Origin of the sequence: Bacillus sp. NMCN1 (assembly GCF_002998085.1) — a bacterium.
GTDB lineage: Bacteria > Bacillota > Bacilli > Bacillales > Bacillaceae > Bacillus.
This window is the reverse complement of record NZ_PVQL01000002.1, coordinates 84,710-107,088: the sequence shown is the minus strand read 5'-3', so window position 1 is coordinate 107,088 and position 22,379 is coordinate 84,710. Positions and strand designations below refer to the sequence as shown.

The window sequence follows — 22,379 nt, the reverse complement described above, 5'->3', positions numbered from 1 at the left end:
GTCTTTTTTATTCATGGACCATGATTTGGCGGTATCGATACAGAATATACAGTGCACCAATAATGGCGACAACTGCCACCATCGCATCGAACAGAAAGATTTGTAAAATGGTCGAGTGACTTTCAATTAAACCTGTTACGACCGGAATGACAATAGCTGACACCCCGCCGGCTGTGGAAATAATCCCTGTCATCGTTCCTTTGTTCTTCCAGAAGAATTCAGCCATCACCGTTAACGTCAGCTGAAAAACACCGGCTGTGGAGAATCCCAATACAAAGGCATTGACGGTTCCGATGACTGGGGATTTCACGACCAATAGGACACAGATGGAGACAAGTGTAATGATTGGATAGATCAGCAGCACAGTGACTGGACGGACAAAACGTCGCAAAAGAAATGCGAGCAATAAGACAGACAGCAGCCCGCCCATGCTATAGTAACTAAGCAGCTTCACAGCACTCCCTGAAGCCATCCCTAATATGGCCTCACCGTACGTAGGCAGCCAAATTTGCGGCAACGCATACAGCCCATTTGACGTAAAGCTGATCACAATGAGTGCAATCCCTTCTCTCCAAAACGTAGGCTCTGTCGAGAAGCGCGGAAGTCCGTCATGCTCCGTTACCTGGACTTGCTCCACCTTGCGATGATTCGGAAATGGCAAGCTCCACAGCATCAAGACATTCACAAGATAGATCAGAGCGGGAACAAAAAATGCCATTCCATAAAACAAATCATGCTCTGCTAAAAAGAAAATCGCCAGTGGCAAAATGGTTGCCCCAATCGAGATAAAGGCCTTCACCATCACATTCGCAGATCCCGAGTTTTGAGGAAAAGCCTCCATTAACGCTGGATACGTTCCTGCATCCATCGCCGAATTCGCCACCCCTGCCAAAATCGCAAACGTAAACGCAATTTGATAATTCGGAGACAATGGGATTCCGATGAGAAACACCGCCATCAGCACCCCCGAAACCAAAATGACCGGCTTTCGCCCAAAACGATCTGACAGCACGCCCGATAGACCATACGTCAGCACCCTGCCAATGCCGAGCGCTGCAATCATATAACTAATTCCTGCACTATTGGTATCTAACTGTTTGATTAAAAATGGCATATTTGAGGCCAAAATAATATTGACCATACCTAATAAAAAATAATTGATATAAAGACTAGAAGCCGTTCTCAAATACGGATTTCTCATGCTGACACACCCCTCAACACCATTGCAATGAAGTGACAAATAATGGTTAAAATTACAAGATCTTTCGTGAGGAGGGACAGCTTCGCAACCTTCACGTTTAAACATCTCATGCAGCTCACAGCCTACATGCCCTTCATTTATCAAGCATCTCTTCAATTTTTCACTAGGTCTTATTTTATATGAATGTGAAAGGTAATGATAGTGAATTGCTTAAATTTGAGGGAAATGCTGTAGCGAATATTCCCTGGGAAATGCAGAGGGATTATGAATAATGGATATAGTTTTTAATCATTGTCGTTTTGGAGGCATCATAAATAAATTCATGATATTAGCCCCCACGTACTAAACTCGTAATAATATTCCGTTCTCTTTATGCATAAACCAAAACGAAAACCTATGCGACTAAAATAAAATCTCCGTATCCACTTAAAAATTTCGTTTGCTCAAGAAGCTGGTTTAAATGGCTAAAAACTTTATTCAAGTTCAATAAAACCGCTTCAATTTCATGCTCTCGAAAAAATATTAATCTACCTTGTGTAGGAGTTACTTTCACCTGGCTGACCATTTCCTTTAACATGTGTGTAGACTTCTCAATATGCTCTCGATAGTGGTTTCCGTGTATTTGAATTTTATCTTCTCTCGATTGAAGGAAAGTAAATACCTTCTGACAAAACAATTGATTTTCTTCGATATCTAAAGATGGGTGTTCTAGAAGTTTAATTCGTTCATTAAGGGCTTTCTTCTGCTTTTTCTTTTTAAGGTTTCGATTTTTGTTTTTTGGTTATTATTCATAGAAGTCACTTTTTTAGGGCTACCTTACTCTTTTTATATTCAAACATCTAAGATTTCTAATCGCCAATAATGAGATTTACTCTTCAAATATTTCTGGTATTTTCTTTTTCCAAATTAACAACAGCTCTATGAACTCCTTCGTTTCGATTTTATTTATATGAGGTTCTTCAATCCTATAATGATGTTCAACTATTGTCTCATCTTTTTTGATACTGACACTTGTAGCATTCAATGTAATTTCAAAGTTTTCATATACTCCATCTATAACATTTTGAATATAACCTATATACTCATCCACTTCTTCTTCTGTTGAAATATCTTGTATAAAATCTGAGAAAATACTTATTTCTTCTGGTAGTATTATAGCTAAATCGCCAAATTGGTCTTCCTTAAATTCATATGAATACCTCATATTAGTTAATCACCTTCTATTATTTTTTATATAGTGGATATGCTGTAGCTATTGACCCATCTTTTTTTAGATACATCTCTATTTTAATTCCTGATGATGTTACACCTTTAAATTTATTAGGACCTACCTGTTGTTTATTTTGGTAAGCTTCATCGATAGCTTTTAACACATCAACACGGTTCCATTCCTTGGGAAAGAAACTTGATTTAGCTACTTTTTCAATCCCATCAATTTCAACTTTAGCTCTATAAATTCCGTTTTTATCAGGTAAACTTTCACTTCCTGGAATAATCTTACCACCTTGCATACTTTCATGATGATAACCAACTGCTTTTCCCCGTTTGTTAATTTCGCCATGATAAATGTGCTTCATTGTATGGGTATCATACTTTTCAGCATCCTTAATTCCCAACTTTCCATGAAACCCTTTCGCCCCAAACGGCAAAAGCATCCCCAGTGCCGCATTCATACTCGCTTCCTGCTGTTCTTTCGAGACCTTATTACCAAACATATCTCGACCCGTAATCGCTTCGCTGAAGCCGTTGGTGGCGGTGAGACCATATAAGCCTTTTTGAGATGTTTTTAAGGTGTCAAAGGACTTTTGCGATGACTTGTAAATGTCGACTGCTCTGACTGCGGCTGATGTGGCTTGGGTGGTTTTGTAGACGGCTTTTCCACCTTTGAAAATACGTCCTGCCCAGCCGACGATAGGGATGTAGCCGGCTGCTGCCATGCCGCCTGCGGCGACTCGCTGTCCTGAGGTGAGTTCCTCGCCTGTGATTGGATCAATGCCCGTTGCAGCACGTTTTGCATCGTTCACGCCTGTCAATTCATTGACGATATTTCCGCCATAATCGAGCGCTTTTTCATACCAAGGACGGTTGGCGAGTGCTTCTTGTTCCTTTGCGATCTCGCGTGCTTCTTCTTGTTCTTTTTTAATTTTGAGATATTCAGAAGTTTGTTTCTCAATATCGCTTTTTGCCTTGTAGATTTCGCTATTTTGATACGCTTTCTTGTCAAAATTCATAGGCGAAATGGCTTTTCCATCATTTGTCGCATTCATCATTTCTGCGTACAATGCCATTGTAGCTTGCTGCTCCGTTTCTGACAAAGCATATTCATCTTTTAAATTTTGATCAAGTTCTATTAAATCTTTAACCGTCTTTTTTCGTTCGTCTTCGGCATCTGCGATCTTTTCATCAAAGGTTTTGCTGTCAAATACCTCTAGAAAAATGAGGTCGTCGATGTCTTGAAAAATCGTTTTGAGTGCCTTTTTTTGATCCTTTACAATGCTTTTGGCATTCTTGATGCCCATATGTACAGCGTTGTCTAAAAAGTGTTCTTCTACAAAGGTATCGCCGCCAAAGCTTGTATCATCGAGTGTCCCAGAAACACCTTCATGGAACGCTTTTTGCTTATCAATGAAGCTGATAAACATGTCCACATTTCCAGCCAGCTCTTTATAAAAGCTTTTAATGTTGTCGGCGCCTTTTCCAGTGAAATCATCACCGAGATTCGCCACACCTTGTAGTGCCTTTTTTAAATCTACCATTTGTTCACGGAGTTCCTGATAGTGTTTTGCCCTTGTGTCCGTGGCACTTGTTAGTGCTTTTGTATCAAGTATCTTGCCCAGAAGAAGTCACTCCCTCCATTATTGATCATAAAGTCTATTTTACCGTGTCCACCAAAACGGAAAAATAGGCTAATTGACTTAAAAAATGGAATAGACTCACTATTTAACGGGCTAAAAAATAAGCTAGACAATGCGCTTTGCTCTGTCTAGCCATACATTCGTATTATTTATAATCATTGACAGGTCCTTTATCCATCAAAACCTCAATTTCATTAGAAGACTTCATTTTTAATTTAGGTCTGCGCTCAGAGTTTGGTTTGCTGTAAAGCTCAAGTGGGCGGATGATCACACCATCATTTGTATTTTGAAGTATACCTGGCACACAAGAATAAATACGATCATTGTCATTGGCATGTTTGGCATGAATCGTCACAGACGTTCCTTGATGATTATCGATACTCATAGATACTCTATATCTATAAAAGGAACCTGTTCCGTTTGATTGGGCAGAATAAACAACCGGAACGACAGCAAGGATATCGTCATTTAACCGTAGTTTAATAACTTCTGTTTTCATTGATTCATGGTCTCTACCGACATCTCCCATATGCTCAACAGCTCCGCTGCCGTAACTTTTGAGAGCAGGAATTCCTTTCGCACCAAACATAGCCACATCTATTTGCTTTCCTGACTTTGTGTAGACCAATGCATAAATATCATAATCGGTGCCGGACTCCCAGGATACTGTAGCTGTGATCTCAGGCGTTTTCTCGATTATGATCGGTTTATGACCTTTGTCTAGACTAATTTTACCCTGAACTTTCTCTAAACTGATAGGTGCAGCGACTTTCTCTTTAGCAGTTGTCTTCGTTTGAGCAGGGTCTTCAATTGGTTGTTTTTCAGGAGCCATTTGAGGTGTAGAAATATCCTGTTCATCAGGTTCAACCTCCACACCATAAAGCTTGCATAGACCTTCCAGTCCAGAATCGAAACCACGCCAGATTGAGCGTGCTTTCGTGTCACCATTTCTTATATATAGCTCTACTACGACAATGCCCTTTTCATTTGTAAAGTTTACTGGTGTTAGATAAAACACCTCGTCACCTGTACGAATTTCTGCTTGCAAATTCTTCACTTGAGAAAAGCCCGTTCCTTGATCTTCTGTTAATGTAATAGCCATCTTTGTGATTCCAGCAGGCACTTTGCTCATATCAAAATTCAATTGATGCCTTTTCAACTGACCTGATACCTCTGCTGGTAAAAGTGACGCTGCACCCGAAGCACTCTCTGGTTGATTGTAAAAAATAATGCCATGATCTCCTTCAACCTGATCTGAATCTGTTAAAAGAAACGCCGTTAAAGAAATATCAATTGCAGATGACACTTCATAGCTGATGGATACATGCCCCTTTGGAGAACTTAGTACGGTATTGGCTCCCATTTGCAGTGTTTGATTCATTTCAACAACTCCTATACTTTATCTACCATTTATCATTTTTATAGATCAATTATACCAAATCATGTAATAGAACCTATTAATATCTTTATCTCTTTTCAACCTCTGCAAAGATATGAGACAATGCCAACTAAAAGATAGACTACTCTTATAAGGAGAATCAATGTGTATAAAAGAATCATTCCTGCTGTTATGGTGATATTCGGCCTTTGGATTCTTCTTCAAATATCCTTGAACATTGAGATCTTTCAGAATCCAATGAACTATTTTGTCGCCATTACCCTCTTTTTTCTTTGTATTCAGGCTCTATTAAAACATAAACGATGAAAAACCCGAACAAGCATTTACCACGCTCATCCGGGCTTCTATTTTTCCCTTTATTACACTTCTTCACCGTTCGTGGCGATGACGTTTTGATACCAAGTAAACGAATCTTTTTTGAGTCTCTTCATTGAGCCTTTGCCTTCGTTATCACGGTCAACGTAGATCATGCCGTAGCGTTTTTTCATTTCACCTGTTGTGAATGACACGATATCAATGATGCCCCAAGGTGTGTAGCCAATAAGGTCAACACCGTCGTATTCAATGGCTTTTTTCAGTGCTTCGATATGAGAAGCGAGATATTGAATTCGTTCTGGATCGTGAATAGAACCGTCTTCTTCCACTTGATCTATTGCACCAAACCCATTTTCAACGATGAATAGCGGGATTTGATAGCGATCGTAAAAACGATTCAACGTATATCTTAAGCCTGTCGGGTCAATGGACCAGCCCCAGTCGCTTGATTTGATATAAGGATTGTCTACACCATGCGGCAGGGCTCCGTTGACAATGTCTCCGTTGTGATCAGACACTGCATCACTTTTAACTGTTGTCGACATGTAGTAGCTAAAGCCAAGATAATCTACTTTCCCTTTTCTTAAGCTTTCTTCATCGCCTTCTTCAAACGGAATATGATAGCCTTCGCGTTCGAATTCTTTAAGTGCATAGCTTGGATAGTAGCCCCGAACTTGTACATCTGGGAAGAAATAGCGTTGTCTCATATATTCTTCAGCAAGCATGACATCCTCTGGATTTGAGGAATATGGATAGATTGGTACGTGAGAAACCATTGCTCCAATTTGAAAAGCAGGATTGATTTCTTTTCCTTTTGCTACTGCCCATGCACTTGCAAGTAATTCATGATGTCCTGCTTGATACATGATTTCTTTGGCATTTTCACCTTCTTTGACTGATACCCCTGAGTTTGTCCAAAGGAACAGTGGATTGTTGACATCCATTTTGTTATTGATTTCATTAAATGTCATCCAGTATGTGACTTTGTCCTTGTATCGATTGAAGCACACTTCTGCGAATTTCGTGAAATATTCAGCGACTTTTCGGCTTCGGAACCCGCCGTATTCTCTTGCCAAATGAAGCGGCATCTCAAAGTGAGACAGCGTAATCACAGGCTCGATGCCATGCTTGAGCAGTTCATCAAATACATCATCATAGAATTGTAAGCCTGCTTCATTCGGTTCTGCTTCATCCCCCTTAGGGAAAATCCGACTCCAGCCGATGGATGTACGCAGGCATTTTAAACCCATTTCGGCAAACATCGCGATATCTTCCTTGTAACGATGGTAGAAATCGATTGCTTCATGGTTCGGATAAAATTTGCTGGCTTCTATCGTCTCAGTAATTTGTCTCGGTACTCCGTGAGCACCTGCTGTCATTACATCCACAACACTTGGGCCTTTTCCTCCTTCATTCCATCCACCTTCGAATTGATGAGCGGCTAATGCTCCGCCCCACAGAAAATCTTTTGGTAAAGTCATTATTTATTCCTCCTATTTCACAATTGTTATCATGACGTCAGTTGGCTGACATGTCGATTGTTCTTCTACTATCACATCTTCGTACGCTTGTGTATTGGTGATGATGACTGGTGTGACTGTTTTTAATCCTTTGCTTTCAATGGCTTCTTGATCAAATGTCATCAACAAGTCACCCTTCTTCACCTTGTCACCTTCTTTGATCTTGAGTGAAAATGCTGAGCCATCTAGGGAAACCGTATCAATTCCTACATGAACAAGTAACTCTACACCAAATTCAGACCGCAGCCCAATGGCATGCTTTGTTGGTGCAAGCATGACGACACTTCCGTCAAACGGTGCATATAGTTTATCGTCTGTCGGTTTAATGGCAAACCCTTTGCCCATCGCCCCAGAGCTAAATACGGCATCCGGTACTTCAGATAATGTGAGCACTTTTCCTGCAAGTGGTGCAGTGATTGTTTCCTCATTGTTCATCGAAGCATTCATTTTTTCTCCATCTTGATCTTTGACAGGTGTTGCACCGGCTGTCTGTTCTACTGTATCTTCCCCATAACCAAACATTTGAATGAGGACAACTGGTAAGATCAGCGCAATTGCGACACCAATTAAAATACCGATGATCGATGTTGGATAATCTGCACTAATTCCGTTCACAATTGTCAGCGGACCAGGCAAGCCTGCATATGCAAAGTAATAAGGTGTGAAGAAGCTAGCAACGATGGCACCGGCTGCTCCAGAAATACATCCGAAAATAAACGGCTTTTTAAAACGTAAGGTAACACCGTAAATCGCAGGCTCCGTAATCCCGAAGAGTCCCGTGATTCCAGCAGACACTCCGACTTTCCGTGTTTCGCGATTTCTTGCTTTTAAAATAACTCCTAACACTGCGCCGACCTGAGCGATAACAGCGATGGTTTGATATGCCTGGAAAGAGTCACGTCCATATTGTTCAAAGTTGGCAAGCACCATTGGCGTAATGCCCCAGTGAACGCCGAATATGACAAGTACTTGCCAGAATCCACCGATAATGGCGCCTGCTAATGCCGGTACATTTTCTGCCAAGATATTGTATCCGTTTGCAATCCCATTTGCACCTGCTGTTGAAAGTGGACCAATTAATAGAATGGTTAACGGAACCATGACGACCATACAGAGAAATGGCACAAATAGCGGTTTGACAACCTCGTGAATCCGTTTATTTAAAAATCTCTCTACATATGAAAGAATCCATACCAAGAACAGCGGAGGCAAAACAGATGACGTATAAACAGTTTCAGATAAAGCAATGCCTAAAAAGGTAACGCCTTCACCTGAAGCCACACGTCCAGCAATTTCCGTCCAAGCCGGACTAACAAGCGCTGCTGTACACGCTACTGCGATATACATATTCGTTTTAAAATGCTTGGCTGCTGTGATGGCAATAAAGATTGGTAAGAACGTAAACGGCGCCCAGGAAATAAAGCTAAAGACTTCATACGTTCCCGTTTTCGAAAAGCTTGGAAATAACAGATTAATGAGGATAAGTGCACCTTGCAAAATACCAGCAGCGGCCAAAATATACACAAAAGGCGCAAACACAGCGGACATGGTCGCAATGACACGGTTCAGTACCGTTCCTTTGTTTTCATTAAGCTGGTCATCATCCGACGTTTGGAGCTGAACAAGGCTTGAAAAATGCTCGTATACCTCACCAACATGCTGGCCGATGACGACCTGAAATTGACCGCCGTTTTCCACCACGGTAATGACGCCAGGCATCGCATTGACTGCTTCCTTGGCCTTTGGATTCGAACGTTTCAGTACCAAACGCAGCCGCGTGGCGCATCTTGCGGCACTCACCACATTTTCTTCTCCACCAACTGCCTCTAAGATGTCTTCTGCAAGCTTTTGATAATCCCTCACTTTTGACATATAAAATCCCCCCTTTATCACTACTAGTATATGTACATTATAATTATACCGGTACAATTAATCAATACATATATAATTTTAATTAATATATCAAAGAAAAATCGGTATGTGCTATAATCAAAGACAATAAATCGTGAAAACAAAGAGGAATGGCTATGTTAAAGTATCAACAAATTGCGAGCGATATTGAAAAATATATTGTCACCCATGAGCTGCAGCAAGGGGACAAACTCCCTGTACTGGAAACACTCATGAGCCAATTTGCTGTGAGCAAAAGTACAATTATCAAATCATTAGACTTACTCGAAAGAAAAGGCATTATCTATCAAGTGAGGGGCAGCGGCATCTTTGTTCGAAGACACAGGCGCAAGGGCTACATCAGTCTTTTATCCAACCAAGGGTTTAAAAAAGATTTAGAGGAATTTCAACTGACATCAGAGGTTTTAATGCTAGACACCATCAAGCCGTCCGAAGAAGCTGCACTTAATTTGAACATTGAACAAGAAGAGGATGTTTTTTACCTCAAACGTATTCGTTACATCAACGGAGAAACCTTATGTTTAGAAGAATCCTATTATCGAAAAACCATCATTCCCTATCTCAACACAGAAATTGCCGCCGATTCTGTTTTTAAATTCATCAGTGAAGGCCTTGGACTCAAAGTCGGCTTTTCCGATATGTACTTACAAGTAGGAAAACTGAATGAAACCGAAGCAACGCACCTCGGCCTTAAACAAGACGATCCCGCTCTCCGCGTCGAAACCGTCTTTCATCTCACAAACGGCCAGCCCTTCGACTTTTCAAAAATCACGTATAACTACATGCAGTCCCAGTTTTTTATTCAAGCGAATAATTATTATGGGTGATGGATGGAAAAAGCCTCCTGAGACAATCAGGAGGCTTTCTTACAATTTACCTTTCAACCATTAAACATTCCTTCTTTCTTGAGAAGAAAGCCCGTCAATCGCCACATCACCATAATAAATGTCTATATGATCTCCTTTGCCAATGAAACCAACTGGAAAGGCATGATGTTCTTGTAGACACTTTTCAAACTCATCGGGATGAATCTCGACTTCAATTTCATGTCCAATGAATGCATATTCAAATGGAAGCGTATGATAAAGATCCACAAGACATCGTATGATCTCCTGTTGAAGATGAACTACACCGTGAGAAACAACCTCTGCCCACTTTAAACAGATAACGAATCCTACATGATCTGCTTCTTTTTGTATGTTGATCGTCATATCTTTTAGCTTTGAACTTAAGCCCGACAATTCAAACTCCATATAATAACCTGAAAAGTCATCGTCTTTGATGATACTCTCTTTTACACTGTGTTCAATCCATATATCGCCGTCAGGGTCCTGACTAAACTTTACTTTTGTAATAGATATATCTTTTTGGGCTAGATAATTAGTCAATTGGCGAAAAGTATTTGGTATATGAATAGCCTCATAAACAACGAAGCCGATATTGATGTATCCACCTATAGCTATCATGCATCCCTCACTTTATTTTTTCTTTAATTATACTTTACTCAAACCTTTATTCTGAGAAAACTCACTCTCTTACATAAACATTTCCGATTTAAAGTATCAAAAAGATTCATTTTACGAATGCATTAATCAAACTTATGATTATACATAACAAGAGTGTATAGGAGGATTCATCATATGAGAAATATTAGAGTGTTTCATGTCGATGCATTTACAACTGAGAAATTTGGAGGAAATGCTGCTGGGGTTGTGTTGGATGGTGAACTTTTAACGGAAGATGACATGCAGAACATCGCCAAGGAGTTGAATTTACCCGAATCTGTCTTCTTGCTTCCTGCCCATAATGAGGATGCCGATTATCGGGTCAAATACTTCACACCGACGGAGGAGGTCAATTTCTGCGGGCATGCGACTATTGGATTGACTTGGCTTTTAGCGACGGAGCTAGGGCTGGCAAAAGAGAAAACAGGGGTTGTGTTAGAAACAAAGATTGGCAATGTCCCTGTTGTATGGCACGAAGAAAATGGCAAAGTCGTTGATGTGGAAATGACGCAGGTGACCCCGAAAACGCGAGATTTTGTTATCGATTTAGAAGAGCTTAGTGACATGCTTGGTGTCAGCAGTGACCGAATTGATCCATCCTATCCTATCAAATTAGCAAACACCGGAAATTGGCACCTTCTCGTTCCGATGAAGCACCAGCAGGACATCGATCAAGCGGCACCGAACTTAATGGCTTTAGCTAGAATGAATAAAAAGCATGATATCACAACGACTCATCTATATACGTTTCACACCTCAAAAGAATGCGATCTTTATACGAGGGATTTTGCACCTGGGATTGGGATACCCGAAGATCCGGTGACGGGTGCAGCAAACGGAGCATTGGCTGGATATCTTTATTTGGAGGGTATCATTTCTCAGCAAGAAACCACTCACCTGAACATTGTCCAAGGGGATGCCATCGGCAGACCTGGCATGCTTCGAATCACGGTCATTCCGAATGAATCAAAGCCTGTGATCAAAGTGGCGGGCGCAGCGGTTATCACTATTCGCGGCGTGTTGACTTTATAAACCATCAGCTTGAATGGGAGACATCTCGTTCAAGCTGATTTTACTTGAAATGATCTTTGACCGCTTCGATCCATCTTTTGGCCGATGGCGATGCTGCTTTGAATGATTTGAACGCCAAGTTGATTTCACGATAGACGCTCGTCTCAAGTGGAATGACTTTCGTATGAGACATCTGCGGCGGCAAAATTAATGTCGGAATGATGGTCATTCCGAGCCCTTCTTGAACCATAGAAATGAGCGTATTGTTGTCTCCAATTTCAAACAAAACATGAGGCTTCACGCCTCTTTCTTTTAATAATTTCTTGATGAATGTGTCACAGCCCGCTTTCGGCATGATAAACGATTCATCATGTAACGAGTCAGCTTCAATCACTTTCTTCGTATTGAAGCGATGATCCTCTTGCATGAGCACCACCAATTCATCTTGAAATAACGGAACCGTTTCGAATTCTCTCGATGGTTGCGTTAAAAAACCTACATCAACCGCGCCAGACGCAATCCATTCCTCAATCTCTTCATAACCGCCTTCATATAACTCTAATTGGATATTGGGGTACCTTTTTGTAAAGTGGTGAATCAGTTGCGGAAGCATTTTTGAAGAAAAACTAGAGAATGTTCCGACCTTGATACTCCCCACTTCCACCCCTTGAATCAATGCCGCCTCCTGCTCAAGCAATGACGCATGATGCATGATTTGCCGAATGTGCGGCATCACCCGCTCACCTGAGTCCGTTAACGACAGCCCGTTTCGATTCCGCCGAAGCAGCACAATCCCGAGTTCCGACTCAAGCTTCGCAATATTATGACTCACCCCAGACTGCGTTAGTCCTAGCTTCTCCCCGGCTTTTGTAAAACTGCCGCATTCGACGACTGTTAGAAATACTTTGTATTGGAATGTGATCAGTTTGGTCACCTCACAAGCTCATATTAGATCTTGGCAAAATCTACTGTTAGACATTTCTTTGATTTTTCGATTTAAATGGTGTTCTATCAATTGAAAGCATGTCTGCTGAATCCATAAACGTTGAAATGTATAGACCTGTTCTTTTTCATCACCATGCAAATCTTCATCTTTCTCTAACTGGAAATCTGTTAAGTCTATTTTTTCATGAACATGCATCTTAGTAAAAACATGAGCATTGTGAAAATCGTGCATATGCTCTACTAAAGAAGAGATCGTGGTGATAAAATCATCAAAGGTATCTTCTTCAAGCGTTTTTTTGAGATCGACATTACTATGAGCATCAATTGAAATGTAATTATCTCTCTCATCCAATTCTTCTTGGGGAGCTAGCGGATTATCGTGAATCGTTGCTTTTCTATTTAAATCGGTAATGGAGAAATAAATAATGATTTCTTTTTTATCGAGAAATTCATACTCCCATAATTCTGCATCTCTCAATCTTATGATGCGGGTGAGATTGGTCAATTTTTTAAGCCCTCCAAATTAATTCGTCGTTGTCGACGACGAAGACCTAGACGCTACTTCATCAGCCTTCACACAATCAATCGCAACAACGAGCGCAATCATCATAGGCTCCATCTCTTCTTTCAAAATATCGACCTTATAACTATCACCCCAAGTAAACCATTCCTTCTTCACCTGACCGATCACTTCGCCGTTCTGCAGCACTTGGAAATTCATATCCCACCAGTTGCCTTGTACTTCTACACCAGCAGCATCAATTGAATATTTTGCTTTAAAGAACGTAAACTCTTTTTTGATCGTCAATACCTCTTGACCACCTACTTCTACTAAAAACTTCGGTAAAAAGCTAAACATTTTCTTCGTAATCACAGCGATTTCTTCTCGGTCTGTAGTCAGAATGGTAAACGTCTTCGGCACCTTCATAAAGCTGCCCTCGACCACATACACATCGTTCTCCTGCTGATCCTTTACCGTAAACCTGTTGCTCAGACTAAATACTTTCTGCTTCATGTATAGTTGCTTCATATGTACCTCCAATTAAATTCAATTTATCAGGCTTTTCTTACATCTAATTATACCAAAGATTAGAATGTACAAAAAAACTCAATCAAGTGGCTTACGGTTACTGTGTCATTATTGTTAATATCAAAAACATGTCTGTTGTTGTAGGTTTGCCATAGAAAATAAAAAAGTCTCGTTTGAGGGAAATCAATCAAATGAGACTTTTTTGTTTAGTTTCAGCAATTATTTAATAACCATTTACAAAGTAAGCAATGGTTTCTAATTCATCTTCTTTCAGTTCTCTGTTCACGTAATTTTGATATTCTATCGTGATTTTCTGCTTATCTCCACCACAAAGATCAGTGTATTTCGCAATCATCCTAAGCTTATCTGTTTCCTGACGAAACTCCTCTTTTGTCCACGGTCTTTGGTGCGATGGAATATACGTATCGGCATCAAAAGCATCTAACTCATCTAAAAGACGCAAGATTTCTTTCAACGTATAATGTACTTTTTCAGCATACATTTTCGGATAAATGCAATCACCAAGAAAAAGGATTTTCTCTTCTTTCACATACACGATGACTGAATCCGCGGCATGATCGCCTCCAACATGCTGCACGACACAAGTAACCCCGCCAAGATCAATCTCTATCCGACGGTCAAACGTCATATCCGGTAAAACCACCTGAATATCTCGATAATCCTGATATTCTTCCTTGATGGCCTTCGCGCAGAACTCAATCTCCGTTCCTTCCCTCACCCGCTCATCAATTGACTCATCTGACCACGAAAACGGGAGAAGCTTCTCCATTTCCTTTCTGGTCTTTGCAGAAGCAATTGAAACCGTATCAGGAAGTGCCGGCAGACCAAAAATATGATCCCAATGCCAATGCGTGAGCACAACCATATCGGCCTTGGCGTTCTCGTGTTTTAAGGTTTCTTTGATAAAGTATTTGGCATGATCTTCTGAATTGCCTGCATCGATCATTAATGTTTTGTTATTGCCTATGACCATGCCTAGGATGGGGCGGTCGGTTCGTGATACTGGTGTGATGTAGGTGAAGGTTTGGCCTATTTTTTTGATTGTGTGCATGGTGACGCCCGCTTTCTAATATTTTTAGATTTTATCTTCATTGAATCGTTGGCAGTTGGCAAATCAAATCTTATTTTAATAAGTGTTTGGCTAACTTTCGATCTTCTTTATCATCCGTCTTCACGGAAATATGTTCAATCAATTCCCTTGTGGCCGCTTGCTGCGAATACGAAGGAGACCATTCTTTTAATACACTTAAAGCATGATACTGTAAATTTCCATCATCTGATCTAAGTGCAGCTTGAATCAATGACAATCCTACACCTTCGTGTTCATATAAATCTTGCACAATATATTGTAGACAAGCCACTTCATCATCGGAGAGGTTTAATAACGATAAATGTGTTTCTGCAAATGTGCAAAGCTCTCTAATATGCTTTTGATGATTTGTGTCCATCACAGCAAAGTAAATTTCACTATTTGCCGGATCTTTCTCAAGTAAAGCAAATAGATGTTCAATCACATCTAAACGATAAAAGAGAGCAATTTTAAGTGTTTGGGGGCTAAAACCCTGTTGTAACGTATCGATTGCAAGCTTTGGCCATCTACTATCATTGATAAACGGTTGAACCGCTTCTTGGACAGCCTCATATTCGTCCTGTTTCCATGAATCATTCAATCGGTCTTCCCAAATCTCTTGATCATCATTTAAAAACTCATTTATTTTCAAAATTGGATAAAAGTCCTCAATTGTTTGGCAGTGCTTATGAGCATGGTGAATAAAACGGCAGAGAACTGAGCTTGCATTTGGATACTCTTCGATTCCGTTGATAGAAACCTCATCTTCTAATAATGCTTGAATGATGAGACTCGCTCCATCATATAATTCTTTGGAAATTTTATCTTCTGATAAAGCTGTTTCCAAATCACCATTAAGAGCGCAAGTATAGGCTAAGTATTCATTCATGATTGTATTTTCGCAGCCCTTTGTTAGCAACCATCGTTTTATTTCTGGCGTCGATGCTTCCAATTGCTCAACAGCCGAAATTTTCCCCCATCCATCGACGGACTTTGCAAGACGCCAAACATGTTCGTTTCCTTGACTTGTGCCATTCTTCAATGCAAACACGACATAAGAAGTAAATTCTTCATGCATACCTATTGTGAATAAAAGCTCTTTGTATTTTTCGCAGTTCGTACACCCAAGTATCGTGACTGCAAATTTGACAACCTCCCGATGTGCCGCATGTTCAAGAAGCCATAACGCTTCTTGTTGTACACGGGATTCATCCCATTGTGTTTGCTGAAATCGTTCAATTAATTCACTACTGCGGCTCGCCATATTGTCAGAAATGATTTTTTCATATGTTTTCTTTCTTGTTTCATTTGTAGGATGATTTAGTTGTTTTTCAAAAAGCTTCATTAGTTTCTTCACATAAAAAGGGGCAGGTCGTTCATCTACATAATAATCAGATAAACCGGGAGCCAATCGTGGTTCATGTTCGTCAAATAAATAGTCTTCATCGGGTAAACGATCATCTACTATTTTATGATGTGATTGAATTTGTTGTTGAATAAAGGGAACGATTTTCTCTTTATGATCCCACGGGAGAAAATCCAACTTAATTGAATCATCTAAAACCGTTTCATGATCTACCTTCACAATACAGCGAAATCGTAAATAACCGCCAAGTTTAACGGATACCTTGTGTTTAGTACCATCTTGAAGTTCCAATATCCCCGACAATTTTGAATATGGAATTATATGAGACAATAAACTTTTCCGTTGTTTTTTATCAACTGTCACACCATCAATGATCAGTTGCTCTTCTTTTATATGGTTTATAATTTCTACAGAATGCCCTTTATAATCAATTTTCCACATTTTATTTATTTCTTTTTCTACGTCTTTTACTACGTTACGCATTTCACGTTTAAAGTCAGCTTTAAAACTCATGGAAGTCTCCTTTAAGTAATTATGGATAGAATGTGATTATGAATCTATGTTTCTGGTCGTTTCCAATTCTCGCTGTAATTGTTTTTTGAACTAAGTTTTCTTTGTCTATACTACGATATTTATTAAAGAGAGTCTTCTTATCTTTTTACATAAAAAAGGTATGGGAAATGAATAAATTCCCGTACCTTTTTAAAATATTATTTATTAAATGTCGGCTCTTTTTTCTTTGCATTTTCAAAATACTGAGTAAACAAAGAGACGCCTGAATAGGATATTGATAGATACTCTTTAGCACGAGTCATTCCTATATACATTAAAGACACTTCTTTATCTTGATCCTCTTCATACTTTAATGGCATTAGATCAGCTTTCACAATAAAAACTGAGTGGAAGTCAAGACCTTTACTACTATCAAGGGAACAAATTTTGACTGTCTCTTCCTCTGGATTGAACTTGTGTTTTGTTCCACCATTTTCAGTTATCCAATTGTAAGGAATATTCTTTGTTTGAAATGCCGATTGAATCGCTGATATATAATGACTATTATATCCCTTTATACGATATAAAATGGCCATTTCAGAATAAGGTATGTTCTTTTCAAAATGTTGATCCACTATTTGTTTAGTAATTTCCTCTATTTCTTCTTTAAAAGTATTACATCTTAAAAGATCTACCTCTGGTCCTTTACGTTTTGTCTTTTTTGGAGGGATGATTTCGATTGTGTCTGTCTGTTCTTGTTTTAATTTATGATCTAAAGCTCTATGGCTATCGTAAAATTTCCAAGCAAAAGTCACAATTTGTGACGTATTACGATAATTTATATTTAAGATTCTAGATCTACCTCTAAAATCAAGCCCCGTATCTTTCACATAACTTCTACTTTTTTTATAGATATTTTGCGCTCTATCTTCTACTAATAGCAAAGATTGCGACTCTTGATCTAAGCATAAACTGATGAGATGCAGCCAGCTCCCTTCAAAGTCTTGTCCTTCATCAATTAAAATGGCATCATACTTTACAGGAGTTAAAGTATCATTTTCTATCTTTTCAATGTAGTCATCTATTTCAAGTTCTGAAATCCCATGATCTTTTTTAATCCAGTGATGAAAATTTAATATTTGTATATTATTAAAATTTGGTATTTTTCTATGGTCGGATGTCAGAAAATCATCTGGTTCTGTAAATTTAGAATGAATCATTTGTTTAATATTTTGTTTCAAAGCTACATTGTAACAGAGTATTAATATCTTCCAATTCGGATGTTGTTCTGCTAACATTTTTGCTCGGGTTGCTAAGATTAAGGTTTTACCACTTCCTGCTACTCCTCTAATTAACCGATGTTTATCACCAATCTGTTTAGCCAAGTTTTCTTGATGCAGATCCATCGTTTTGATGTTTCGAAAAGATAATAACAGTTTGGCTTGGTATGGAACTGGTTCAATATCTGCCCCAACACGTATTTCTTTGTATAGATGATAACGAATCCTTTCTAATTCGTCAGATGATAGTGGTGTATTTAACTTGAAAGGCACATGAAACATATCAAACAATTTTTCTATTAAAATCTCAGGATCAAAATGATCATTATCCGGATCAATTTGATCACGGGATAAAATAAAATGTGGATCAATAACCTCATATACTTTATTTTTAAAAAGTTGTTCTTCATGAAGTCGAGTGAAGACGACACCATAACCATAAGGAAACTTTAATTTAAACTGATATTTCCCTTCTGTATTGATTAAATCAATGTCTTTCTCAAGCATATCTTTTATTTTAAAGGCATATTCTCTTGATTGAACTAGAGGACTCTTCACTCTATGTAAATCACCAGACGAATCTAAAATTCCCCAGGTATTGTCGTTTAGCTCTTGTATTGTATTTTTAGTGTAATCTTTTACTTCCAGAACTAATACTCCTAAATCAGGACCGATTATCACAAAGTCTGGTCTAAACCCATTGATATTAGGCTCATAATGAACAATATAATCCTCGGGTAGATATTCCTTTAATGTTCGAAATAGAATTCGTTCCCCTGCAGTAGCAGTACTTTTAATATTTTCTGGTAATGTAATTGCCATTTATACTAACACCCCTCTATTATCCTTATACATTATATATCGGAATAATTTGGGTGTTTTAAACGTTGTATATTACATTATATAGGATTATTTCAGCAATAGTCGTCAGGATGTTTGTTATAAAGATAGATGAAAACTCAAAAAAGCTCTTAAATTATTAATTTAAGAGCTTTTTGTTAAAATTTCGCTTTGTACCTGTATTTATTTTTATTTAATTTGTGAATAATCGCTTTATATACAATATACACTAGATACATTACATAGCCTAAAACAAATGTAATTACTCTAAATCTTTAAACGCTAAGCTTGTCCTTTTTGGGTATAGATACTCCATATTAAGGGTAGTATTTTTACAGTGAACGCCAAAGCAAATCCTAATAATGAAGGTAATACGATATAAGTAATAACAAATGATTTAATTATGCTCTTCTCCTTTAAGAATTTTTACAATTAATTTCTATTAACTGCCCAATTAATTTGATTTGAGTTTGGCCTACTTATTTTAAGGCTCTCCGTGATATATCAAAATGAGGCTTTTGTTATCGAAATTATGTTTAATTATTTAAAAAGGATTGAATAAAATAGAATTTCACATATCAATCAAGAGTTATTTTGTTATCTAATAGTACCTTCGAGAATAACTCTCCTTTATAAATTATAAATTAAACGATTATGCCTTCTCCTTTTAGAACATCTTTAAAATGATTTTGTATGTTTTCTTTAAGTATTATGGTCGATGCTAAATCTAAATTGTTATCTTTAATTATTATTTCAAAGATATTTTTTATATATATCAAATTTAAATTCTCAACAATTTTAATAACATATTCAATTAAATCAGTATCTAATTTAGTGAGTTGCGTAAAATTCAACAAATCACTTTGAGTGCTATAGGTATGATGAATTAACTTAGAATAATCAGTGTATAGCGTATCTAATGTTTCTTTTTCTTTTACATCAAATTTTTCAAGACGTTCAGACATTTTTTTGCGATCATGTTTTCTGATTGAAGATTCGACTAAATGTGGATGATGACTCCCATAAATTATTCTATAAAGTTTTTCAATCAATAACCTTGCAAGTGCATCTATTAAATATTTATCATTTAACGGTATTAGGAGTAATATTCTGCTTAAATATACTCGGTACTCCTTTAATAAGTTGATAAAATTACTCGTTAAATATCCCTGTTTATCAAAAAAAAATGAAATCGTAACAAAAACATCATTTACTGATAAAAATAATGTTTCAAGATTTTCTCTATCTTCATCTTGAAGCCTATCTAAATAGTTCGGGTGATTTTTTTCTAGAAATTCTAAATATGCCTTAAACTTTAATTGGTTTTGCAAAAATTATCCCCTATTTCTTGAATATTTATTTATGAACTTAGTAGTTTCTGAAAAGTCTACCAATTGTTTTTCTTCTATAACTTTCAATACAAATTCTTTAAAAATTGATATATTAAAATTAATGTCTTCAATTTTATTTCTATCAATTTCTCTTATAACTTTAGCTACAAGCGCTGTTCTATTAGAAAATAAATATTCTCCTATTGTATTTTCAAATTTAAATAGCTCTAACAGTTCTTTAATATCTTTGTTATATTGAAAGATTTCTTTAGATAGAAGCACTGGTATAAGAACAGAATAAAATTCCATTTTAACATGATCTATATCAGAGTTTGACTCCAGTAATCGAATCCTTCTCCACAGGATCTTCATTATTCATCTCCTCAATTCTATCCATCAATTCATTACAAATATTATTGATAGTATCATCTAAAGCTTTATCTTGCCTGTCAACAATACTTTTTTCAAAAGGAGCTGTCGCCAGTTTATTTGATTCCCCAAAAACACTTTTAAAGATATGTATTTTATTTTCCATAACTATATCTGAATCTTTTAAACCTTCTATATAATCTGCTTGTCTTGGTTTCCTAGTTAGATTTACTCCTGTCCATATTACACCTAAGTTTCTAGGTTGTCTTTCTTTAAACACTCCATTTCTCTGAGCTTTAACTATATCTTTTACTACTTTTTCTAATAAGTCTACACCTAAAACAGAATACGCATCCGGTACAGCTGGTACAAAATAATAGTCACTAGCATAGAATGACATCTCCGTATAAACAGAATATGTTGGTGGACAATCTAAAAATATAAAATCATACTCTCCACGTAAATCTTCTTCTAAAATATAATCCATTAACTTGTTAGGTGTACTAGGGTTATTCTGTCTTTGAATAAAAATTGTTTCTAACTCACCTGGCATTAGATCCAAGTTTTTTGTTAAATTTAGAATAACACGCTTCCTATCTGCTCCAACCATATCTTCTTTAAAGATATTATCCACAGAACATTTATATTCTAAAACTTTTTCTCCGGCTTCATTTTCAGTATAGAACTTAGTATCTTTTGAATACTTTTCTAACAATGATTGTGTTAAATTAGCTTGTGGGTCAACATCAATTAACAAAACCCTAATTGGAACTTCAGTACCTCCTTCTGCTTCTTTCTTAAAATATGTAGATATATACAGTGCTATTTCTCTACAAAGAGTGGTTTTACCTACACCACCTTTCATATTAATTAAAGAAATTACCTTTCCTTTCACGTCCATAGTAATAACCTCCCAGAAATTTAAAATACTTATACTTTTTTCTACATTATATGCCAAAATTTCTTTTATTTTTTCATTTTAGTAAGCCTTTTCTCTTCCAATCTTATATTCTTTACTAGACTACTAGTTTTTTGTATTCTCACTTACCTTTAATAAATCATTCACCTTCTTCTTTACCTTTTCATTACTTGCTTCCTGACTCTCGTTTATTTGCTACTTTAAGCACTGCTTTAATACATATCATTATAGTTTCTCTTTCAAATTACTCAAATAAATACTGCTAAATTAAACGGCCGCTATTAAATGACAGCGGGTAAAGTATGATTAAGTTTCTCTGAATAACAATAATACTCATCTCCACCTTCAACAGTCATTTGCTTAGGAAGGTTCTACACCTACAATTGCAATTCTATAAAAAAGTATAGAATATTAGTTTACTGTTCCTTGCTTTATTAAATAGATCACACCAGTTTTATTCTTCCTTAAAAACCCCATTCACTTATGATAAGGCTCCCCCCGCACAATCCGAAACGCCCGATAAACCTGCTCAACCAACACCAACCTCATCAACTGGTGAGGAAACGTCATCCTCGAAAACGATAACTTCTCATTCGCGCGCTGCATGACAGCATCGCTTAATCCGAGGGATCCGCCTATGACGAAACATACCTTGCTTTTTCCGTATGTTGCCAGCTTATCTATTGTATCGGCTAATTCTTCGGAACTTTTCATTTTTCCTTCGATGGCGAGGGCGATGACGTGGGCGTCTGGGTTGATTTTGCTTAGGATGCGTTCGCCTTCTTTGTCTTTGATGATTTTCATGTCTTGATCGCTGAGGTGTTCGGGTGCTTTTTCGTCTGCGAGCTCAATGATGTCGATTTTCGCATAGGCTTGTAATCGCTTTGTGTATTCGGCTATGCCTTGCTTTAAATATTTCTCTTTTAATTTTCCTACTGTGATAATTGATATATTCACAGGTCATCCCCACCTTAAGAACAAGTTATTCATATAAGTTATC

At 37.7% G+C, this 22,379-nt stretch carries 22 protein-coding genes; 3 read left to right on the top strand and 19 right to left on the bottom strand.

Annotated elements, in window-relative coordinates:
• Window positions 1–7 precede the first annotated feature (7 nt).
• The 6 genes from C6W21_RS10370 to C6W21_RS10350 all read right to left on the bottom strand — a co-directional run bounded on the left by C6W21_RS10370 (window position 8) and on the right by C6W21_RS10350 (window position 5,437).
• Window positions 8–1,201 (bottom strand): MFS transporter, encoded by a 1,194-nt coding sequence (locus tag C6W21_RS10370; RefSeq protein WP_106050302.1) that lies wholly within the window; start codon window positions 1,199–1,201, stop codon window positions 8–10.
• 320 nt (window positions 1,202–1,521) lie between these two features.
• On the bottom strand, window positions 1,522–1,575 hold the full coding sequence (locus tag C6W21_RS19565) for a hypothetical protein (protein ID WP_486187525.1): 54 nt from the start codon (window positions 1,573–1,575) through the stop codon (window positions 1,522–1,524).
• Window positions 1,576–1,595: 20 nt separating this feature from the next.
• Window positions 1,596–1,877 carry a YxiF family protein gene (locus C6W21_RS19560; RefSeq protein WP_486187524.1) on the bottom strand — a complete coding sequence of 94 codons (282 nt, stop codon included), beginning with the start codon at window positions 1,875–1,877 and terminating at the stop codon, window positions 1,596–1,598.
• A gap of 192 nt (window positions 1,878–2,069) precedes the next feature.
• Window positions 2,070–2,405 (bottom strand): tRNA-Val4, encoded by a 336-nt coding sequence (locus tag C6W21_RS10360; RefSeq protein ID WP_106050301.1) that lies wholly within the window; start codon window positions 2,403–2,405, stop codon window positions 2,070–2,072.
• A 19-nt stretch (window positions 2,406–2,424) separates the two neighbouring features.
• Complete coding sequence (locus C6W21_RS10355) at window positions 2,425–4,038, bottom strand: T7SS effector LXG polymorphic toxin (RefSeq protein WP_106050300.1); 1,614 nt, start codon at window positions 4,036–4,038, stop codon at window positions 2,425–2,427.
• Window positions 4,039–4,201: 163 nt separating this feature from the next.
• Window positions 4,202–5,437 carry a TerD family protein gene (locus C6W21_RS10350; RefSeq protein WP_106050299.1) on the bottom strand — a complete coding sequence of 412 codons (1,236 nt, stop codon included), beginning with the start codon at window positions 5,435–5,437 and terminating at the stop codon, window positions 4,202–4,204.
• 162 nt (window positions 5,438–5,599) lie between these two features.
• Between C6W21_RS10350 and C6W21_RS19230 the strand changes: the two genes are divergently transcribed.
• Window positions 5,600–5,761: a hypothetical protein gene (locus C6W21_RS19230; protein WP_223249574.1), complete on the top strand. Its 162-nt coding sequence runs from the start codon at window positions 5,600–5,602 to the stop codon at window positions 5,759–5,761.
• Between the two features lie 53 nt (window positions 5,762–5,814).
• On the opposite strand, the gene bglA is transcribed toward C6W21_RS19230, so the two are convergent.
• The gene (gene bglA, locus C6W21_RS10345) at window positions 5,815–7,254 is read right to left on the bottom strand and encodes a 6-phospho-beta-glucosidase BglA (protein WP_106050298.1); all 1,440 of its coding nucleotides are present in this window, start codon (window positions 7,252–7,254) and stop codon (window positions 5,815–5,817) included.
• 9 nt (window positions 7,255–7,263) lie between these two features.
• Window positions 7,264–9,162 (bottom strand): beta-glucoside-specific PTS transporter subunit IIABC, encoded by a 1,899-nt coding sequence (locus C6W21_RS10340; RefSeq protein WP_106050297.1) that lies wholly within the window; start codon window positions 9,160–9,162, stop codon window positions 7,264–7,266.
• A 155-nt stretch (window positions 9,163–9,317) separates the two neighbouring features.
• Between C6W21_RS10340 and C6W21_RS10335 the strand changes: the two genes are divergently transcribed.
• Entirely contained in the window at window positions 9,318–10,028 is a 711-nt protein-coding gene (locus C6W21_RS10335; protein ID WP_106050296.1) for a GntR family transcriptional regulator, read from the top strand.
• A 60-nt stretch (window positions 10,029–10,088) separates the two neighbouring features.
• On the opposite strand, the gene C6W21_RS10330 is transcribed toward C6W21_RS10335, so the two are convergent.
• Window positions 10,089–10,667 carry an Imm64 family immunity protein gene (locus C6W21_RS10330; RefSeq protein WP_106050295.1) on the bottom strand — a complete coding sequence of 193 codons (579 nt, stop codon included), beginning with the start codon at window positions 10,665–10,667 and terminating at the stop codon, window positions 10,089–10,091.
• 174 nt (window positions 10,668–10,841) lie between these two features.
• On the opposite strand from C6W21_RS10330, the gene C6W21_RS10325 reads away from it, so the two are divergent.
• Window positions 10,842–11,738 (top strand): PhzF family phenazine biosynthesis protein, encoded by an 897-nt coding sequence (locus C6W21_RS10325; protein ID WP_106056258.1) that lies wholly within the window; start codon window positions 10,842–10,844, stop codon window positions 11,736–11,738.
• Between the two features lie 40 nt (window positions 11,739–11,778).
• On the opposite strand, the gene C6W21_RS10320 is transcribed toward C6W21_RS10325, so the two are convergent.
• From C6W21_RS10320 to rlmH, 10 genes are all read right to left on the bottom strand, one after another.
• The gene (locus C6W21_RS10320; RefSeq protein WP_223260983.1) at window positions 11,779–12,651 is read right to left on the bottom strand and encodes a LysR family transcriptional regulator; all 873 of its coding nucleotides are present in this window, start codon (window positions 12,649–12,651) and stop codon (window positions 11,779–11,781) included.
• Window positions 12,652–12,660: 9 nt separating this feature from the next.
• Window positions 12,661–13,167, bottom strand: coding sequence for a hypothetical protein (locus C6W21_RS10315; RefSeq protein ID WP_106056256.1), 507 nt, complete (start codon window positions 13,165–13,167; stop codon window positions 12,661–12,663).
• 18 nt (window positions 13,168–13,185) lie between these two features.
• A complete protein-coding gene (locus tag C6W21_RS10310; RefSeq protein WP_106056254.1) occupies window positions 13,186–13,692 on the bottom strand; it encodes an LURP-one-related/scramblase family protein in 507 nt (168 codons plus the stop codon).
• A 223-nt stretch (window positions 13,693–13,915) separates the two neighbouring features.
• Window positions 13,916–14,764 carry an MBL fold metallo-hydrolase gene (locus C6W21_RS10305; protein ID WP_106056252.1) on the bottom strand — a complete coding sequence of 283 codons (849 nt, stop codon included), beginning with the start codon at window positions 14,762–14,764 and terminating at the stop codon, window positions 13,916–13,918.
• 70 nt (window positions 14,765–14,834) lie between these two features.
• Window positions 14,835–16,661, bottom strand: coding sequence for a hypothetical protein (locus C6W21_RS10300; RefSeq protein ID WP_106056250.1), 1,827 nt, complete (start codon window positions 16,659–16,661; stop codon window positions 14,835–14,837).
• A 197-nt stretch (window positions 16,662–16,858) separates the two neighbouring features.
• Window positions 16,859–18,742, bottom strand: a complete 1,884-nt coding sequence (locus C6W21_RS10295; RefSeq protein WP_106056248.1) for a 3'-5' exonuclease — start codon at window positions 18,740–18,742, stop codon at window positions 16,859–16,861.
• Between the two features lie 662 nt (window positions 18,743–19,404).
• Window positions 19,405–20,091 (bottom strand): hypothetical protein, encoded by a 687-nt coding sequence (locus tag C6W21_RS10290; protein ID WP_106056246.1) that lies wholly within the window; start codon window positions 20,089–20,091, stop codon window positions 19,405–19,407.
• A gap of 3 nt (window positions 20,092–20,094) precedes the next feature.
• The gene (locus tag C6W21_RS10285) at window positions 20,095–20,463 is read right to left on the bottom strand and encodes a hypothetical protein (protein ID WP_106056244.1); all 369 of its coding nucleotides are present in this window, start codon (window positions 20,461–20,463) and stop codon (window positions 20,095–20,097) included.
• Window positions 20,417–21,361, bottom strand: coding sequence for a ParA family protein (locus C6W21_RS10280; protein WP_106056242.1), 945 nt, complete (start codon window positions 21,359–21,361; stop codon window positions 20,417–20,419). The genes C6W21_RS10285 and C6W21_RS10280 overlap by 47 nt, the downstream gene beginning before the upstream one ends.
• A 495-nt stretch (window positions 21,362–21,856) precedes the next feature.
• Window positions 21,857–22,336, bottom strand: a complete 480-nt coding sequence (rlmH, locus tag C6W21_RS10275) for a 23S rRNA (pseudouridine(1915)-N(3))-methyltransferase RlmH (RefSeq protein ID WP_106056240.1) — start codon at window positions 22,334–22,336, stop codon at window positions 21,857–21,859.
• Window positions 22,337–22,379: the final 43 nt, after the last annotated feature.

What these genes read in the sequence shown, in the direction of transcription:
- C6W21_RS10370 (WP_106050302.1), bottom strand. Translation starts at nt 1,201, where the DNA reads ATGAGAAATCCGTATTTGAGAACGGCTTCTAGTCTTTATATCAATTAT.
- C6W21_RS10360 (WP_106050301.1), bottom strand. Translation starts at nt 2,405, where the DNA reads ATGAGGTATTCATATGAATTTAAGGAAGACCAATTTGGCGATTTAGCT.
- C6W21_RS10350 (WP_106050299.1), bottom strand. Translation starts at nt 5,437, where the DNA reads ATGAATCAAACACTGCAAATGGGAGCCAATACCGTACTAAGTTCTCCA.
- C6W21_RS10340 (WP_106050297.1), bottom strand. Translation starts at nt 9,162, where the DNA reads ATGTCAAAAGTGAGGGATTATCAAAAGCTTGCAGAAGACATCTTAGAG.
- C6W21_RS10335 (WP_106050296.1), top strand. Translation starts at nt 9,318, where the DNA reads ATGTTAAAGTATCAACAAATTGCGAGCGATATTGAAAAATATATTGTC.
- C6W21_RS10330 (WP_106050295.1), bottom strand. Translation starts at nt 10,667, where the DNA reads ATGATAGCTATAGGTGGATACATCAATATCGGCTTCGTTGTTTATGAG.
- C6W21_RS10325 (WP_106056258.1), top strand. Translation starts at nt 10,842, where the DNA reads ATGAGAAATATTAGAGTGTTTCATGTCGATGCATTTACAACTGAGAAA.
- C6W21_RS10310 (WP_106056254.1), bottom strand. Translation starts at nt 13,692, where the DNA reads ATGAAGCAACTATACATGAAGCAGAAAGTATTTAGTCTGAGCAACAGG.
- C6W21_RS10305 (WP_106056252.1), bottom strand. Translation starts at nt 14,764, where the DNA reads ATGCACACAATCAAAAAAATAGGCCAAACCTTCACCTACATCACACCA.
- C6W21_RS10300 (WP_106056250.1), bottom strand. Translation starts at nt 16,661, where the DNA reads ATGAGTTTTAAAGCTGACTTTAAACGTGAAATGCGTAACGTAGTAAAA.
- C6W21_RS10295 (WP_106056248.1), bottom strand. Translation starts at nt 18,742, where the DNA reads ATGGCAATTACATTACCAGAAAATATTAAAAGTACTGCTACTGCAGGG.
- C6W21_RS10285 (WP_106056244.1), bottom strand. Translation starts at nt 20,463, where the DNA reads ATGAAGATCCTGTGGAGAAGGATTCGATTACTGGAGTCAAACTCTGAT.
- C6W21_RS10280 (WP_106056242.1), bottom strand. Translation starts at nt 21,361, where the DNA reads ATGGACGTGAAAGGAAAGGTAATTTCTTTAATTAATATGAAAGGTGGT.